This window comes from Pseudarthrobacter sp. C4D7 (assembly GCF_013359725.1).
Classification (GTDB): Bacteria; Actinomycetota; Actinomycetes; order Actinomycetales; family Micrococcaceae; genus Arthrobacter.
Window position 1 is genome coordinate 49,183 of the sequence record NZ_JABFMW010000018.1, and the last position, 13,651, is coordinate 62,833.

The 13,651-nt window shown below is 62.9% G+C and carries 14 protein-coding genes; 9 read left to right on the forward strand and 5 right to left on the reverse strand.

Annotation, left to right across the window (positions count from 1 at the left end; all coding sequences use genetic code 11):
- Window positions 1-34: 34 nt before the first annotated feature.
- The 8 genes from HNO81_RS13345 to HNO81_RS13380 are packed head-to-tail and all read left to right on the forward strand — an operon-like array spanning window position 35 to window position 8,234.
- Complete coding sequence (locus HNO81_RS13345) at window positions 35-634, forward strand: DUF6668 family protein (RefSeq protein ID WP_175318591.1); 600 nt, start codon at window positions 35-37, stop codon at window positions 632-634.
- 11 nt (window positions 635-645) lie between these two features.
- Complete coding sequence (locus tag HNO81_RS13350) at window positions 646-915, forward strand: hypothetical protein (RefSeq protein WP_175318592.1); 270 nt, start codon at window positions 646-648, stop codon at window positions 913-915.
- 27 nt (window positions 916-942) lie between these two features.
- Complete coding sequence (locus tag HNO81_RS13355) at window positions 943-1,680, forward strand: hypothetical protein (RefSeq protein ID WP_175318593.1); 738 nt, start codon at window positions 943-945, stop codon at window positions 1,678-1,680.
- Complete coding sequence (locus HNO81_RS13360; RefSeq protein WP_175318594.1) at window positions 1,677-2,930, forward strand: hypothetical protein; 1,254 nt, start codon at window positions 1,677-1,679, stop codon at window positions 2,928-2,930. Before HNO81_RS13355 ends, HNO81_RS13360 begins: the two co-directional genes overlap by 4 nt.
- Entirely contained in the window at window positions 2,917-4,425 is a 1,509-nt protein-coding gene (locus tag HNO81_RS13365) for an SCO6880 family protein (RefSeq protein WP_175318595.1), read from the forward strand. Before HNO81_RS13360 ends, HNO81_RS13365 begins: the two co-directional genes overlap by 14 nt.
- Entirely contained in the window at window positions 4,425-6,017 is a 1,593-nt protein-coding gene (locus HNO81_RS13370) for a helicase HerA domain-containing protein (protein WP_175318596.1), read from the forward strand. The genes HNO81_RS13365 and HNO81_RS13370 overlap by 1 nt, the downstream gene beginning before the upstream one ends.
- Window positions 6,014-7,783, forward strand: coding sequence for a type IV secretory system conjugative DNA transfer family protein (locus HNO81_RS13375; protein ID WP_175318597.1), 1,770 nt, complete (start codon window positions 6,014-6,016; stop codon window positions 7,781-7,783). The genes HNO81_RS13370 and HNO81_RS13375 overlap by 4 nt, the downstream gene beginning before the upstream one ends.
- 13 nt (window positions 7,784-7,796) lie before the next feature.
- Window positions 7,797-8,234: a DUF4913 domain-containing protein gene (locus tag HNO81_RS13380; protein WP_175318598.1), complete on the forward strand. Its 438-nt coding sequence runs from the start codon at window positions 7,797-7,799 to the stop codon at window positions 8,232-8,234.
- Window positions 8,235-8,328: 94 nt separating this feature from the next.
- On the opposite strand, the gene HNO81_RS13385 is transcribed toward HNO81_RS13380, so the two are convergent.
- Complete coding sequence (locus tag HNO81_RS13385) at window positions 8,329-8,658, reverse strand: Lsr2 family protein (RefSeq protein ID WP_175318599.1); 330 nt, start codon at window positions 8,656-8,658, stop codon at window positions 8,329-8,331.
- Between the two features lie 303 nt (window positions 8,659-8,961).
- Between HNO81_RS13385 and HNO81_RS13390 the strand changes: the two genes are divergently transcribed.
- Entirely contained in the window at window positions 8,962-9,672 is a 711-nt protein-coding gene (locus HNO81_RS13390) for a hypothetical protein (RefSeq protein WP_175318600.1), read from the forward strand.
- 248 nt (window positions 9,673-9,920) lie between these two features.
- Here HNO81_RS13390 and HNO81_RS13395 read toward each other — a convergent pair whose 3' ends face one another.
- The 4 genes from HNO81_RS13395 to HNO81_RS13410 form a co-directional block, all read right to left on the reverse strand.
- A complete protein-coding gene (locus HNO81_RS13395; protein WP_175318601.1) occupies window positions 9,921-10,256 on the reverse strand; it encodes an NIPSNAP family protein in 336 nt (111 codons plus the stop codon).
- A gap of 56 nt (window positions 10,257-10,312) precedes the next feature.
- The gene (locus HNO81_RS13400; protein WP_175318602.1) at window positions 10,313-11,503 is read right to left on the reverse strand and encodes a Gfo/Idh/MocA family protein; all 1,191 of its coding nucleotides are present in this window, start codon (window positions 11,501-11,503) and stop codon (window positions 10,313-10,315) included.
- A gap of 191 nt (window positions 11,504-11,694) precedes the next feature.
- Window positions 11,695-12,834, reverse strand: a complete 1,140-nt coding sequence (locus HNO81_RS13405; protein ID WP_175318603.1) for a Gfo/Idh/MocA family protein — start codon at window positions 12,832-12,834, stop codon at window positions 11,695-11,697.
- Entirely contained in the window at window positions 12,831-13,619 is a 789-nt protein-coding gene (locus HNO81_RS13410) for a ThuA domain-containing protein (RefSeq protein ID WP_175318604.1), read from the reverse strand. Before HNO81_RS13410 ends, HNO81_RS13405 begins: the two co-directional genes overlap by 4 nt.
- Window positions 13,620-13,651: the final 32 nt, after the last annotated feature.

A 13,651-nucleotide genomic window follows, 5' to 3' on the forward strand; every position in this document is an offset into this window, starting at 1 on the left:
TCCCTACGGAATCTGAGAGTAGAGAGGAGGAACCATGCAACAGACCCTGAACCCCTGGGTTACCCGCCCCACGGCTGATGAACCGGCTGAGGAAACCCGGGCTGCGGCTGCCCCGCCGGCGGCGGTCATCAGCACGCCGCTTCGGGGCATGGTCGAACCAGACGCGGCCGACCGGCTGGCGACCCGCAGCATGGCCGGTACAGCCCGTCTCTGGGTTGTTGGTACGCATGGGGGAGCGGGCGAAAGCCGGATCGCTGACCTCATAGAATCTGCCCGTTCCACAGACCATTGCTGGCCTGTCCTCCCCAGCGGCGCCAAGCCGCGGGTGCTGCTGGTCTGCCGCGCAGACATGCGGGGCCTGACAACTGCCAGGAACGCGCTCACCCAGTGGGTGTCAGGCGCGGCCCCGCAGGTCGATCTCCTCGGCCTCGCCGTCCTTGCAGACGCCCCGGGAAAGACGCCCAAAGCCCTCCGGGACTTCACCGCCCTCGTAGGTGGCGGAGCGCCCCGATTCTGGTCCTTGCCCTGGGTGGACGCTTGGCGACACACAGATGCCACGGAGCTGCCAGCTGTCCGCGAATATCAGCGCTTCATTACCGACGTGACCGCCCTAGCCACGACAACCAACCACTGAAAGGTCTCACCATGAACAGGTTCACCGCACTCACCACGAGCGTCATTCCCAACCCCACCCCCGTCGTCCCCGCGCAGGCAGGCGGCCTGCTGACCATCCTGAACTGGGCCTCCGGCATCGGCCTGGTCCTGGGCGTCCTGGGCGTCATCATCGTCGGCATCGGCATGGTCATCCAGCTCCAGCGCGGTGAAGGCGCACAGGCAATCGGCAAGCTCGGCTGGGTCCTCATGGGCTGCATCATCATCACCGGTGCCGCGGGCATCGTCCGCGCCTTCGTCTAAACCAGCACCACCAACGGGAGGTTCCGTATGAGCCAGTCAACAGAGAGCACCACCGAAAGCAATCCGTTCACCAAACCCGGCTTCATCATCGCGGCCGCGCTTGTGGTCACGCTGCTGGCAGCAGGAATTGTCATCTTCCTGCTCCCCAAAGGACAGAGTGACGCACAGCCAGCACCACCAACTCCGGGAACCGGGAGTACGCCTACTGCCAGCCCCAGCGCCTCTACCGCTGGCAGCAGCGTTTGCGGTCTTCCGACCGCGCCGGAAACATCCCTCGGCGCCGCACCCGAAACCAAATGGGAGCTGGTAGGAACGATGGCTGCTCCCACCGACCCACAAATTGGTCCGGGAAAGACAGATGCCCAGGGGATCAGGTCTTGCTTCGCCCACACGCCAAAGGGCGCGCTTTACGCGGCTGTGAACCTTTGGGCTCTGGGCAGTGACCCTTCAAAAGAACGTGCCATCGCCGAACAGCTCGCGGCAAAGGGACCTGGACGCGAGGCAGGCATGAAAGCGCCCCAGACTCAGGCTCCCGCTTCAGCCGTGAAAATCCAGATCGCCGGATTCAACGTCTCCTATACGGCCAACCAAGCCGTCGTCGACTTGGCATTCAAGGCAGACAACGGTGCGCTTGCCTCCGTTCGCACCACGTTGCTTTGGCAGGACGGTGATTGGAAAGGTGTCGTCGCCGATAACGGCGCACCGCTGGAAGAACCGCGACAGGTCCGGGACCTGTCCGGCTTTATCCCGTGGAGTGGGGCGTGAAACCCACATGGAACCCCGTTGGGGACTGGGTTCAGGGCCTCGCCGACGATGCAATCAGCAACTTGGCGAAATCCATCATGGAGGGAATGAGCCAGATGGTGACAACCCTCTCGACCTTCTGGGTCTCCATGCCAACCGTGAACCTCATCAGTGAAGACCGCACCGGAGCGAGCCCGGTGGTCACCACCGTGAACAGCCAGCTGTGGCCCTGGACGCTAACCTTGGCCGTTCTGGCAGTCATCATCGGAGGAATCCGCATGATTTGGGAGCAGCGGGGCGCACCGTTGAAAGATCTCTTGCGCTCCCTCATCACCCTCACGGTGGTGTCCAGTCTTGGTGTGGGCGTCATCTCCATCTTGATCATCGCGGCAGACACCTTCGCAGCCGCGATCATCCAGCGGTCCACCGACGGGAAGGGTTTCGCGGAATCGATGCACGTCCTCGTCGTAACGGGCCAGACCGGTGTCGGGGCCTTCATTCTGATCGTTCTGGGCCTCGTCGGATTGATCGCATCCCTTGTCCAGATCGTTCTGATGGTGGTGCGCAGCGGCATGCTGGTGATCTTGGCCGGCATCCTGCCCACCACCGCCGCTTTCACGAACACCGAGATGGGCAGGCAATGGTTCCAAAAGGCCGTCGGCTGGACCATCGCCTTCATCCTCTACAAGCCTGCGGCAGCCATCGTGTACTCAGTCGCATTTCTGCTGATGGGCAACACGAGCGGCCGTGACGCCCTCGTAGGCTCCATCAGCGGGTTCACCCTCATGATCGTGGCCTTGTTCGCGCTTCCAGCCCTGATGCGGTTCGTCACCCCAATGGTCGGAGCCGTTGCCTCTGGCAGCGGCGCAGCGGCCGGAGCGGCTGTGGGTGCTGTTGCCACCGGAGCTGTCTCCACGGGCCGCACCGGCAGCGGGCGGGGTAATGCAGCACCGATCCCGGCAAGCACCAGCAATACACCCAGCACGAACGCAGGCAGCTCTCCCAAAGGGAGCCCCGGATCCTCCGGTCCTCGGGGTGGGGGAGGACAGCCCACGCCGGGCACCGTGGGCCCGGGCGGGGCAGCTGGTAAGGCAGGCACAGCTGGAGCGGCAGCACCGGCCGGAAGCGCTGCAGCCACGACCGGTGCCGCAGCCACGGGCCCGGCCGGCATGGCCGTAGCCACAGGCGTCCACGTGGCGTCCAGGACATCAGAGGCAATCAAGACGACCGCGCAGGATTCAACCGGGGAGGGCCCCAGTGGCAGCAATTAACACCGAATACAAGGAACCGTCCTACGGCAACTGGCGCGTCCCACGCTCAGCTGGCCTGGGCAACCTCGGCGCTATCGGCACCGGCATTGTCATGGTCGGACTCCTTCTGGGCATCGTCAGCTTCGCCATCTGGGGCCTGTTCGTCGGCCTGGGCGTTCTTGCCGTCGCCGGCGCCTGCGCGCTGTTGCTGACCGTGAAGGACAAGCACGGCCAGTCCGTAGTAGATCGTTTCGGTACCCGCTTGGCTTTCAGGGTCTCCAAGTCCTCCGGCACCAACCTGTACCGTTCCGGCCCGTTGGGTGTGACCGAGTGGGGCATGTACCAGCTGCCCGGGTTGGCGGCGAAGTCCACCCTGTACGAGTTCACCGACTCCTACAAGCGCCCCTTCGCCATGTTGCACGTCCCGGCCACCAGCCACTTCACCGTGATCTTCTCCACCGAACCCGATGGGGCTTCCCTTGTTGACCCGGAGCAGGTTGATGCCTGGGTCGCAAACTGGGGCGGCTGGCTCGCCGGGCTCGCCGACGAGGCCGGCCTGGACGCCGCGGCCGTGACCGTTGAGACCGCCCCGGACTCCGGGTACCGGCTGCGGAATGAGGTCATGATGAACATCGACCCGAACGCTCCGCAGTTCGCCAGGGACATGCTGCATGAGGTCGTCGACACCTACCCGGAAGGCTCTGCCACGGTCCGCGCCTGGGTGTCCCTGACCTTCAATGCCTCCCTGCGTGCGGGCTCGAAGAAGCGCACCCCGGAGGATGTCGCCCGCGACCTGGCCTCCCGGATCCCCGGCCTGTCAGCACGGCTGCAGTCCACCGGGGCCGGGATCGCCCGGCCCATGTCCGCGCAGGAACTCTGCGAGGTCGTGCGGATCGCCTATGATCCGCCTGCAGCGTTGATCATCGACGAAGCCCATGCCGCCGGTAGCCCGGTGTCCCTGGCCTGGGGCGAGGTCGGCCCGACCGCGACCCAGGCAAGCTGGGACGACTACCGCCACGACTCCGCGTTCTCGGCCTCCTGGACCATGACCGGCGCGCCCCGCGGTTCGGTAAATTCCTCTGTCCTGTCCCGTCTTCTGGCCCCGCACGGGGACATTGACCGCAAGCGCGTCTCCCTGCTGTACCGCCCGATGGACTCGGCCCGTGCCGCAACGGTGGTTGAGCGGGACCAGAACAACGCGAACGTCCGCATCACTTCCGGTACCCGCCCCACGGCCCGGGCACTGATTGATGCCCGCTCTGCTGTCCAGACCGCCCAGGAAGAAGCCCAGGGTGCAGGCCTGGTGAACTTCGGCATGGTCGTCACCGCCACGGTGACCGACAAGGAACGCCTGCCGGACGCCGTTGCCGCCATCGAGCAGACCTCCGGTACTGCCCGGGTCCTGCTGCGCCGCGCCTACGGCTCGCAGGACACCGCCTTCGCAGCGTCCCTGCCCCTGGGGCTGGTCCTGCCCAAGCACAGCATGGTGCCCACCGAGATAAAGGACGCCCTCTAATGGCCCGCATGAAGCTTTTGACAGCAAAGAAGGCAAAGACAGTAAAGACAGTAAAGACAGTAAAGAAAGCAAAAGCCCCGGCAAAGGAAGCAGGGCCAGGCTCGCGGGGCTGGACCGGACGGGGCGGCGGCATGGCCCAGCTCCTCCCGTCCGTCCGGGAGTACCGGGGAACAACCGTTCAGGTCTGCGGGCTGTGGCCGTTCTCTTCGGGTGCGTCATCACCCATGATCGGTGTCCCGCTCGGCCGGCATGAGGAAACCCAGGCAACGGTGTGCTGTGACCCGATCAGCTGGTTCCAGCGCGCACGCCTGATTTCCAACCCGTCCGCGTTCATCCTCGGCAAACCAGGCCTCGGAAAGTCCACGGTGGTCCGCCGGATGTTCATCGGTCTCTCCGCACAGGGCGTCCACCCTTTGATCCTGGGCGACCTCAAAGGCGAGCACGTCAAAGCCGTCAAAGCCCTCGGCGGACAGGTCATCAAGCTAGGCCGCGGCGTCGGCTACATGAACATCCTCGACCCCGGCCAGGCCGTCGAAGCAGCCCAGCTGCTCGAAGCCAGCGGCCACCACGAAGACGCCGCACGGGTCCGCGCCGACGCCCACGGACGGCGCCTGACCATGGTCGTCTCCCTCATCACCATCAGCCGGAACAACCCGCCCACCGACCAGGAACAGACCATCCTGGACCGGGCCCTGCGCGTCCTCGATGAACGCTTCGACGGCGTCCCGGTCCTGAAAGACCTGCTCGACGTGATCGTCGCCGCCCCGGACGAACTGCGCCAGGTCGCCCTGGACCGCGGCGACATGAACATCTACCTCCAGGAAACCCGGGCACTGGAAGCCACCCTCCTGGGCCTGACCGGCGGCGGAAAGCTCGGCGAAATCTTCTCCCGCCAAACCACCAACCCCATGAAGCGCGATCGCGCCGTCGTCTTCGACGTCTCCAGCATCGACGAGACCGAAACCGACCTGCAGGCCGCCGTGCTCCTGGCCTGCTGGTCCTACGGCTTCGGCACCGTGAACGTCGCCAACGCCCTCGCCGACGCAGGCCTGGAACCGCGCAGGAACTACTTCGTCGTCCTGGACGAACTGTGGCGGGCCCTCCGCGCCGGCAAGGGCATGGTCGACCGCGTGGACGCCCTCACCCGCCTCAACCGATCCGTCGGGGTCGGGCAGATCATGATCTCCCACACCATGTCCGACCTGCTGGCCCTGCCGGCCGAGGAGGACCGGATGAAAGCACGGGGTTTCGTTGAACGCTCCGGCATGGTCATCTGTGGCGGCCTGCCCGCCTCCGAGATGCCGCTGCTGACCTCCGCGATCCCGCTGTCCCGGCAGGAACAACAGAAACTCATCTCCTGGCAGGACCCGCCCGCGTGGGACTCCCGCGGTGTAGACGTCGAACCGCCAGGTCGTGGGAAGTTCCTCATCAAGGTCGGCGGCCGTCCCGGAATCCCGGTCCAGGTGGGCCTGACCTCCGTGGAGCACGGCCCCGACGGGGTCAACGACACGGACGGGAAATGGCACGGATCCCCGGAACCGATCCTGGACCCGGCCGCAGCCATCCTGCCGATTGAAGGAGGCACGCTGTGAGCGCACCGAACCGCAAAGGCATCGGTCTCGGGGACGCCATCCTCGTCTGGCTGGCCATCGGCTTTATCGTCGTCTTCGGTGGGGGCACGTACGCCGCGGTACACATCGGCTCGTGGATGGCAGGCATCGACGCGCCTCCGGCCCATCCTATTGACCTGATCGCCGGGCTGATCAAGGGCAAGGTGCCGTGGCCGGCCCAGTCCACCATCGTCGTCTGCGTCATGGCCGGCCTGGTACTGGCCCTGGCCATTGTCGTCCTGATGGCGTGGCGGCAGGGTGCGTCCAAGCGTGCCCGCGTGGACAAGGCCGCCCGCTACCTGGGCCGCGGGAAGTCCCTCGCCGCGTTCTCCGACAAGGGTGCACAGGCCAAAGCCGAACGGCTGGGAATTAGGGACAACCCAGGCATCGTCGTGGGAAAGGTGGTTTCCACCGGCCAGAAGTTCGTCCAGTCCTGGGAAGACCTCAGCCTCGACATCTGGGGACCCCGAACGGGTAAATCCACCTCGCGGGTGATGCCCGCGATCCTGGACGCTCCCGGCGCGGTGGTCTCGACGTCCAACAAGCGTGACGTGGTGGACGGCACCCGAGGCGTCCGCGAGAACGTAGCCCCGGTGTGGGTGTTCGATCCGCAGAAGATCGCCCAGGAAGAACCGGACTGGTGGTGGAACCCGCTGTCCTACGTCACCGACGAAGAGAAGGCCTACAAACTCACTCAGCATTTCTCTGTTGGTTCCCGCGTGCCGGGGTCAAAACCGGATGCCTACTTCGACCCGAAGGCTGAAGACATCCTGTCCTCGTACTTCCTCGCGGCCGCGCTCGGTGGGCTGCCGATCACGCAGGTCTACCTGTGGGTGACCGAACAGGTGAACCGTGAACCGATCAACATCCTCAAGCAGCACGACTACGAGCTGCAGTACAAGGGCCTGGAGTCCACGCTGGAACTGGCTGACAAGCAGCGCGATGGCATCTTCGGCACCGCCGAGAAGATGATCCAGTGCCTCAAAAGCCGCAACACCCTCCGCTGGGTCGCTCCAACCGGCGGCGCGACCGTGGCCACGGATACCCGCCGACAGTTCAACCCGCACGCCTTCGCCGCCTCCCAAGATACGATCTACATCCTCTCCAAGGAAGGCGCTGGCTCAGCCGCCCCGCTCACCACGGCCCTCACGGTGGCGATTGCAGAGGCTATGGAGGAACGCGCAGAGCGCAGCGGTGGCCGCCTGCCCAAGCCGGCCCTGTTCGCCCTGGACGAGCTGGCCAACGTCGTCCGCTGGGCCGGCCTTCCGGATCAGTTCAGCCACTACGGCTCCAAGGGCCTGATCGTTATGGGCATCCTCCAGTCCTGGTCCCAGGGCGTCGAGCTGTGGGGTGAAGCCAACATGCGGAAAATCTGGTCGGCTGCGAACGTCAAGGTCTACGGCGGCGGTGTCGCCGAAGAAGGCTTCCTCCGCGCCCTTTCTGATCTGATCGGGGACTACAGCTACATCAACGTCTCCGTCTCCTCAGGGAAGTCAGGTTCCAGCCGCTCCCGCCAGGAAAGCAAGGAACGCATCTTCGACGTCTCCAACCTGGCGGAGCTGGACCGCGGCCGCGCCGTTGTCCTGTCCTCGGGTGCACCGGCAACCCTCGTCCGGACCATGCCCTGGTACACCGGGCCCCACAAAGACGCGGTGGAGTCATCCATCAAGAAGTACAGCCCCCAGTCCGAGGAAGAGGCGGAGCCGGTTGCAGCCGCCGCTGTCGCTAATCCCTGGGTAACGAAGTAAGGAAGCTGCTGCGGTGACAGATGATTTTGGGTTGTTCGATACGGACACTCCGCCCGCCAATGCCGGCGGAAGTGAAGACGAGAAGACCGAGAAGAAGCCGGAGCTCGTCTACGGTTCGCCCGAGGAGTTCCTTCATGAGCAGTTGCTGCCCACCTATGTCCGCAGCGTCACCGGAAAATCCGCGAAATGGTGCATCGAGTGGTACTTCCACCCCGAGGCCGTCTCACGCGTAGCTGCATTGTGGCGGGCCTGGGAGCACCTGCGACTGGACCCTGCGACCGGCATGAGCGTGTGGTGGAAGGACCATGCAGACCACCACATGCGGGTGCTTTTGGATCCCCAAGGGCCGTTCTACAACTGCGACATGAAAGAACACCGCGAACCCGAACACCTCGAACCCAAAAAAGCCCCGGCGGGATGGTTCCCAGACGTGCGGACTATTCCCACCTAGAAACCGGCAGCTACAGGATGAGGGCAGCGCAATAAAATAAGTCGAGGCTGGAATCTGTTATAGATCCCAGCCCCGACTTTTCTTTGTTTCCGCCCTAGTGAGCGGCTTCGTACTTCTCTACGACGTCCGCTTGAATACGACCACGAGTATTTACCTGGATGCCGTTCTCAACTGCCCACATCCGTACCGCTTTGGCGTCCGGCCCACTCTGCGAAGACTTCGTACGAGCCGCCGGACGACCACGTCCGCCGGATACCTTGCGTCCAGCGTCGGTAAAACGACTCAGAGCTCCGCGCAGTTCATTCGCGTGCCCCTCGTTCAGATCAATCACGTATTCACTGCCGTCGAGCGCGAAAGATATCGTTTCGCTAGCTTCCGAGCCATCAATATCATCTTCCAGAACCACGACCGTCTTTTTTGCCATAACTCAAGGTTAACAGCCTGCTGAACGGATGGGTCGGGAAAAACTGCACGCAAGCAACCGCCCTCAGGAAGGATTCGTCCATGGCTAGGGTCAATCCGGGTATACATGGTTGAAACGTGAGCTGTGGAGAGAGCCCAGAGTAGCGTAGCGCTGAATTGTCCACCAGGATTATCCCTGCTTGTAGGCAGCAAGTGGCTTAGCATCAGCCAGACCAGCGCTATTGAAAAATAACGCCCTAGCAGTCTGTCTTTCCCAAGTGCCGTACTGCTAAATTGAACGCAATTTAGCAATCACGGAGGCGGCATGGCTGACAATTCTGGAGGACATGGTCCCCATTCCCATCGCACGTCCGACAAGGGCAAGATGATTTATAGGCGCGTAGGAGATGGCAAGGACTTTGATACTGGGACCTATGCCGATCGAGGCAAAGTTGCGGCCCGCCAAGAATACATAGACCATGCTGGAAGAGCTACGTCAGTTACTGAATACGAGAGCGGTCGCGCGGACATTTTCGTAGGCGATGACCAAGTTGGACGCTGGAAGACCGAGGCCGCCAATGTACCTAACACCGTAACCGGGAAAAACCTTAAACAGCAGGAGTGGGAGGCCCGGCAGGCCGAACGCGCCCGCAAGCAGCAAGAATACGAAGCACGAAAAGCCGAGCAGGAACGCAAGAAGCGCGAGTGGGAGGCCCGACAAGCCGAACGCGCCCGCAAGCAGCAAGAATACGAAGCACGAAAAGCCGAGCAGGAACGCAAGAAGCGCGAGTGGGAGGCCCGACAAGCCGAACGCGCCCGCAAGCAGCAAGAATACGAAGCACGAAAAGCCCAACAGCAGCGGGAGTATGAGGCCCGACAGGCAGAAAAACAGCGCAAGCAGGCGGAGTATTTGGCGCGGCAGGCCGCAAGATCTTCCCGCTCAAGCAGCATGTTTGATCCTCGTCCGCGAGGGACTCAAGCACGAAGCATTTTCGATCCCAGGCCGAGAGGTAAACAAACGAAGAGCTGGTTCTAAGGAGCGCCAAGACCGAGGGCCTGCCGTGCAGCCATTGCCTGATGTCCGATTTGGGTCTAGATCCGGACCAGAACGTGTCTAGAAGCATCCTAATAAGCCCTAATCTGACGCCCCTTTCAGTGCCCCCTGACGTCAGGTTGGGGTGTGCCCATGCCGACGCGGAGGCCGAAGGACCGGGCCTCGCAGCTGCAGTCCGAAGGGTATAGGGGGTGGGGTGGTCGCACCTGCATCGGGTCCACGAGGCTTGCTTACTTGATGGGGCGATCAGAGATTTGCTCCGGCCAAATGTCTGTGGGACTCAGAAGGTATGACGTCACGTGGAGTACTACCGGGCCGTCTGCTTCCGATTGTTTCTTGACTTCTATCCAGTGGGGGTCAGCTTGAAAGGAGGCCCAGTTGGTGGAGGGGTCGTTGTCGTGACGCACCAGATAGATGAGAATGTCCGGTTGCCCTTGGACCTGCCAATAGGCGATGCTGTGGATTCCATGTGTCGGAAATATATCCAGCGTGTGGTTCCGGAAGCGCTCGAGTAGTTTCTCAATCTGTCCTGGCGCGGTCGTATAGGTTCGCAATTCCAATGTCATGTGATTCTACTTCCGACCTGATGGGCAGTTGCTGAGTGTGGGAGGCTTTGCGTTGCTCAGACTTTTTGCCATTGGCTGGAATTTGCGGCGCTGGATTCCACTGCGGCGAGGACCCGCTGGACCTGCAAAGCGTCGGCGAAGGACGGCTCCGGCTGGCGGTCTTCGCCGATCGCGGTGACGAGATCCACCACCTGGTGGGTGAAACCGTGCTCGTACCCCAGGCCGTGGCCTGTCGGCCACCAGTGCCCGACATAGGGGTGCTCGGGCTCGGTGACGAAGATCCTGCGGAAACCGGCGTCGGGGGACTCGGCCGCATCGTAGAAGGACAGGACGTTCATGTCCTCAAAATCGAAGGCGAGGGAACCTTTGGTGCCGTTGACCTCCAGCCGCATGGCGTTCTTCCTGCCCAGGGCGTAGCGCGTTGCCTCAAACACGCCGATCGCGCCCGCGGAGGCGCCGCCGTCGAACTTTGCGCTGAAGATGGCCGCATCATCCACGGTGACCTCCCCGCGGGGCGCGTCGCTGCTGAGGTCACCGTGGCCGCCAAGGCCCACCAGGTCACCGGCCAGCGGACGCTCCCGGACAAAGGTTTCCAGCATCGCCGATACCCCGCTGATGTATTGGCCCGTGACCCACTGGGCAGCGTCGATGCTGTGTGCACCGATGTCGCCCAGGGAACCGGAACCGGACTTGCTCTTGTCCAGCCGCCAGGTCATGGGCGCGTTGGCGTCCGAGAGCCAGTCCTGCAGGTACTGCGCCCGGACGTGCCGGATCTCGCCGAGCCTGCCCTGCTCCACGAACCGCTTGGCCAGCGCCAGGGCAGGGGTGCGGCGGTAGCTGAAGCCGCACATGGACAAGACGCCATGCTTGGCTGCGGTTTCCGCCGCCAGTGTCATCCGCTCCGCTTCCTCCACGGAGTTCGCCAGCGGCTTCTCGCACAGCACGTGCTTGCCGGCCTCGAGGGCTGCGATGGCGATCTCGGCATGGGTGTTGCCGGGAGTGCAGATATCGATGAGGTCGATGTCGTCACGCTCAAGCAGGCGCCGCCAGTCAGTCTCCACCGATTCCCAGCCCAGCTTGTCCGCAGCGGCGCGAACGCCGTGGGCATTCCTTCCGGCCACTGCGGTGAGCTGTGGTTGCAGGGGCAGGTCGAAGAACCGGGGGGCGGTACGCCAGGCGTGGGAGTGGGCGGCACCCATGAAGGCGTAGCCCACCATGCCTACGCGCAGGGGTTTGGTCTCGGGCATCGGGAGTTCCTTTCAGTGGGAGGGACTGCGTGGTGAAAGCCTCTCAGCAGTGCCATTGGCTATGGCGTACAGCAGGGGCCTCATTTTCGAATTGTGGGCCGGCCGTCTCGTCTGTTCCGTATTCTTTGGAGCTCGTGCTTCGCTGACCCAGCGGTTCGGGGCTCCTGCTGTGGTCCCGGCTCGCCTTTCCCTCATTTGAGTAGCGCGTGGCCGCTGAGTGCCTGTGAAACCTCTGACCAGGACGCGAGTATTTCCTTCACTTCCGGCCTGGTTTCTTCGGCCTGCGCTGTAGCGTGGGCGGCTGAAAGAACGTGTTCGATGCTTACGCGCGCCTTTTGTTCAGCCGACAGTACGGCAGCTTCGACCATGGCAAGGCTGAGGACGTTTCCATGGACTTCTCCGGAGGGTTCCGTACCTGTTCGTAATGCTTGTACGAATTCCGCGAGGGAACCGGCGATCTCCTCTGGAATGTCAGTGGCGTTCGTCGGCGTGGGATCTTCACCGCTGCTTTCGATGTCAAAGACTGCGTCTTTTTCACCGTCCCAGGTTGCTGTCCCGTTGGCACCGCTGATGCGCCAGTTCCCGTTCCAGGACGTTTCGAGCCCGGGACTGCACCAGCTACCTGTGAAGATGTAGCGGGCGCCGCCGCTGAGTTCGAATATTGCGCTGGTAGCGGCGTCTCCTTTGTACCAGCTCCAGTTGGGATTGTATTCCTCGCAATAGACGGATACCGGTTCCTGATCCAGGAGGTAGCGGGCCACGTCGAAGGCGTGGATGGCCATGTCTACCAGGAGGACGTGGTCCATCTCCTCGCGGAAACCGCCGAAGTGAGGGGCCTTGAAGAATTCCGTTGTGACGATGCCGATGTCTCCGAGGGAGGGCAGCTCGTTTTTCAGCCTGGCCAGCGTGCGGTAGTAGCGCCGTGACTGGCTGATCATGAGCAGTTGTCCGGTCGCTTCGGCGGCTGCGACGAGGGACAGTCCCTGGCTGACCGTTGGTGCCACAGGTTTTTCGCAGAGAACGGGGAGTCCGTTGAAGAGAGCTTCCATGTTGGTGGGAAGGTGTGCTGCCGGGATGGTGACGTTGACAACTGCCTGTGCGCCGGTGCTGGTTGCTACCTGGGTGAGGTTTGTTCCGGTGGTCACGTTGGTAAGGCCGGCCTCGCTGAGCGCCGCCTCTGCTGCAGCCAGGTTCAGGTCAACGAGTCCGACCAGCTCGACATCCGGGTTTGCGGTCAGCGCGGAGATCCATTTTTTGCCCATTAGTCCCGCCCCGATGAGGACTACGCGTATGGGACTGGTCGGGTCACTTTGGGTGGCGAAGGTCCTCAACTTTGGATCGCTCCTTGGTATCCCTGGCCGTTGTAGAAGTCTTCGGTGTCATATCGAAGGAGGGTGGGCTTGGTTCGCTCCGGGCGCTCGGTCTTGGCCCACTGGACACCATTGGCGATTACGCGGCGCACGTCGTCGTGGAAGTACACGGGGTAGTCCTGATCGCCGGGGCTGAAGTAGAAGATTTTGCCAAACCCGCGCTTGAAGGTGCATCCGCTGCGGAAGACTTCACCACCGGAGAACGAACTCATGAAAATGAGCTCGTCGGGGGCGGGAATGTCAAAGAATTCCCCATACATTTCCTGTTCAGGGATGATGAATGGGTGGGGAATTCCTTGGGCGATCGGATGGGTGGGATCCACGGTCCAGACGATCTCGCGGTCCCGCTCCGAGCGCCACCGCAACGTGCAGGTGGTGCCCATTAGTTTGCGGAAAATTTTTGACCAATGACCGGAGTGCAGAACGAGCAGTCCCATGCCGGCCAGCACATGCGAATGCACGCGTTCGACGACCTCATCGGAGACTTCTCCATGGGCGGCGTGGCCCCACCAGACCAGGACGTCGGTGTTCTGCAGGACCTCCTCGGTGAGCCCGTGTTCGGGGTCGTCGAGGGTTACGGTGGACACCTGTGCCCGGTCGCCCAGGTTTTTTTCTATGCCGTGGCGGATCGCATTATGCATTCCATCGGGATAAATTGCTGCGACTTCCGGTTCCCGCTGCTCGTGGCGGTTTTCTCCCCACACCACGACCCGAACGGGCGCGGTTGAAGTATCTGTTTCAGGCATGATTTCCTAACTGATTGCGGCGGGTAGACGGG

Coding starts and splice junctions, on each gene's coding strand:
- HNO81_RS13345 (WP_175318591.1), top strand. CDS start 35: ATGCAACAGACCCTGAACCCCTGGGTTACCCGCCCCACGGCTGATGAA.
- HNO81_RS13350 (WP_175318592.1), top strand. CDS start 646: ATGAACAGGTTCACCGCACTCACCACGAGCGTCATTCCCAACCCCACC.
- HNO81_RS13355 (WP_175318593.1), top strand. CDS start 943: ATGAGCCAGTCAACAGAGAGCACCACCGAAAGCAATCCGTTCACCAAA.
- HNO81_RS13370 (WP_175318596.1), top strand. CDS start 4,425: ATGGCCCGCATGAAGCTTTTGACAGCAAAGAAGGCAAAGACAGTAAAG.
- HNO81_RS13385 (WP_175318599.1), bottom strand. CDS start 8,658: ATGGCAAAAAAGACGGTCGTGGTTCTGGAAGATGATATTGATGGCTCG.
- HNO81_RS13390 (WP_175318600.1), top strand. CDS start 8,962: ATGGCTGACAATTCTGGAGGACATGGTCCCCATTCCCATCGCACGTCC.
- HNO81_RS13395 (WP_175318601.1), bottom strand. CDS start 10,256: ATGACATTGGAATTGCGAACCTATACGACCGCGCCAGGACAGATTGAG.
- HNO81_RS13400 (WP_175318602.1), bottom strand. CDS start 11,503: ATGCCCGAGACCAAACCCCTGCGCGTAGGCATGGTGGGCTACGCCTTC.
- HNO81_RS13410 (WP_175318604.1), bottom strand. CDS start 13,619: ATGCCTGAAACAGATACTTCAACCGCGCCCGTTCGGGTCGTGGTGTGG.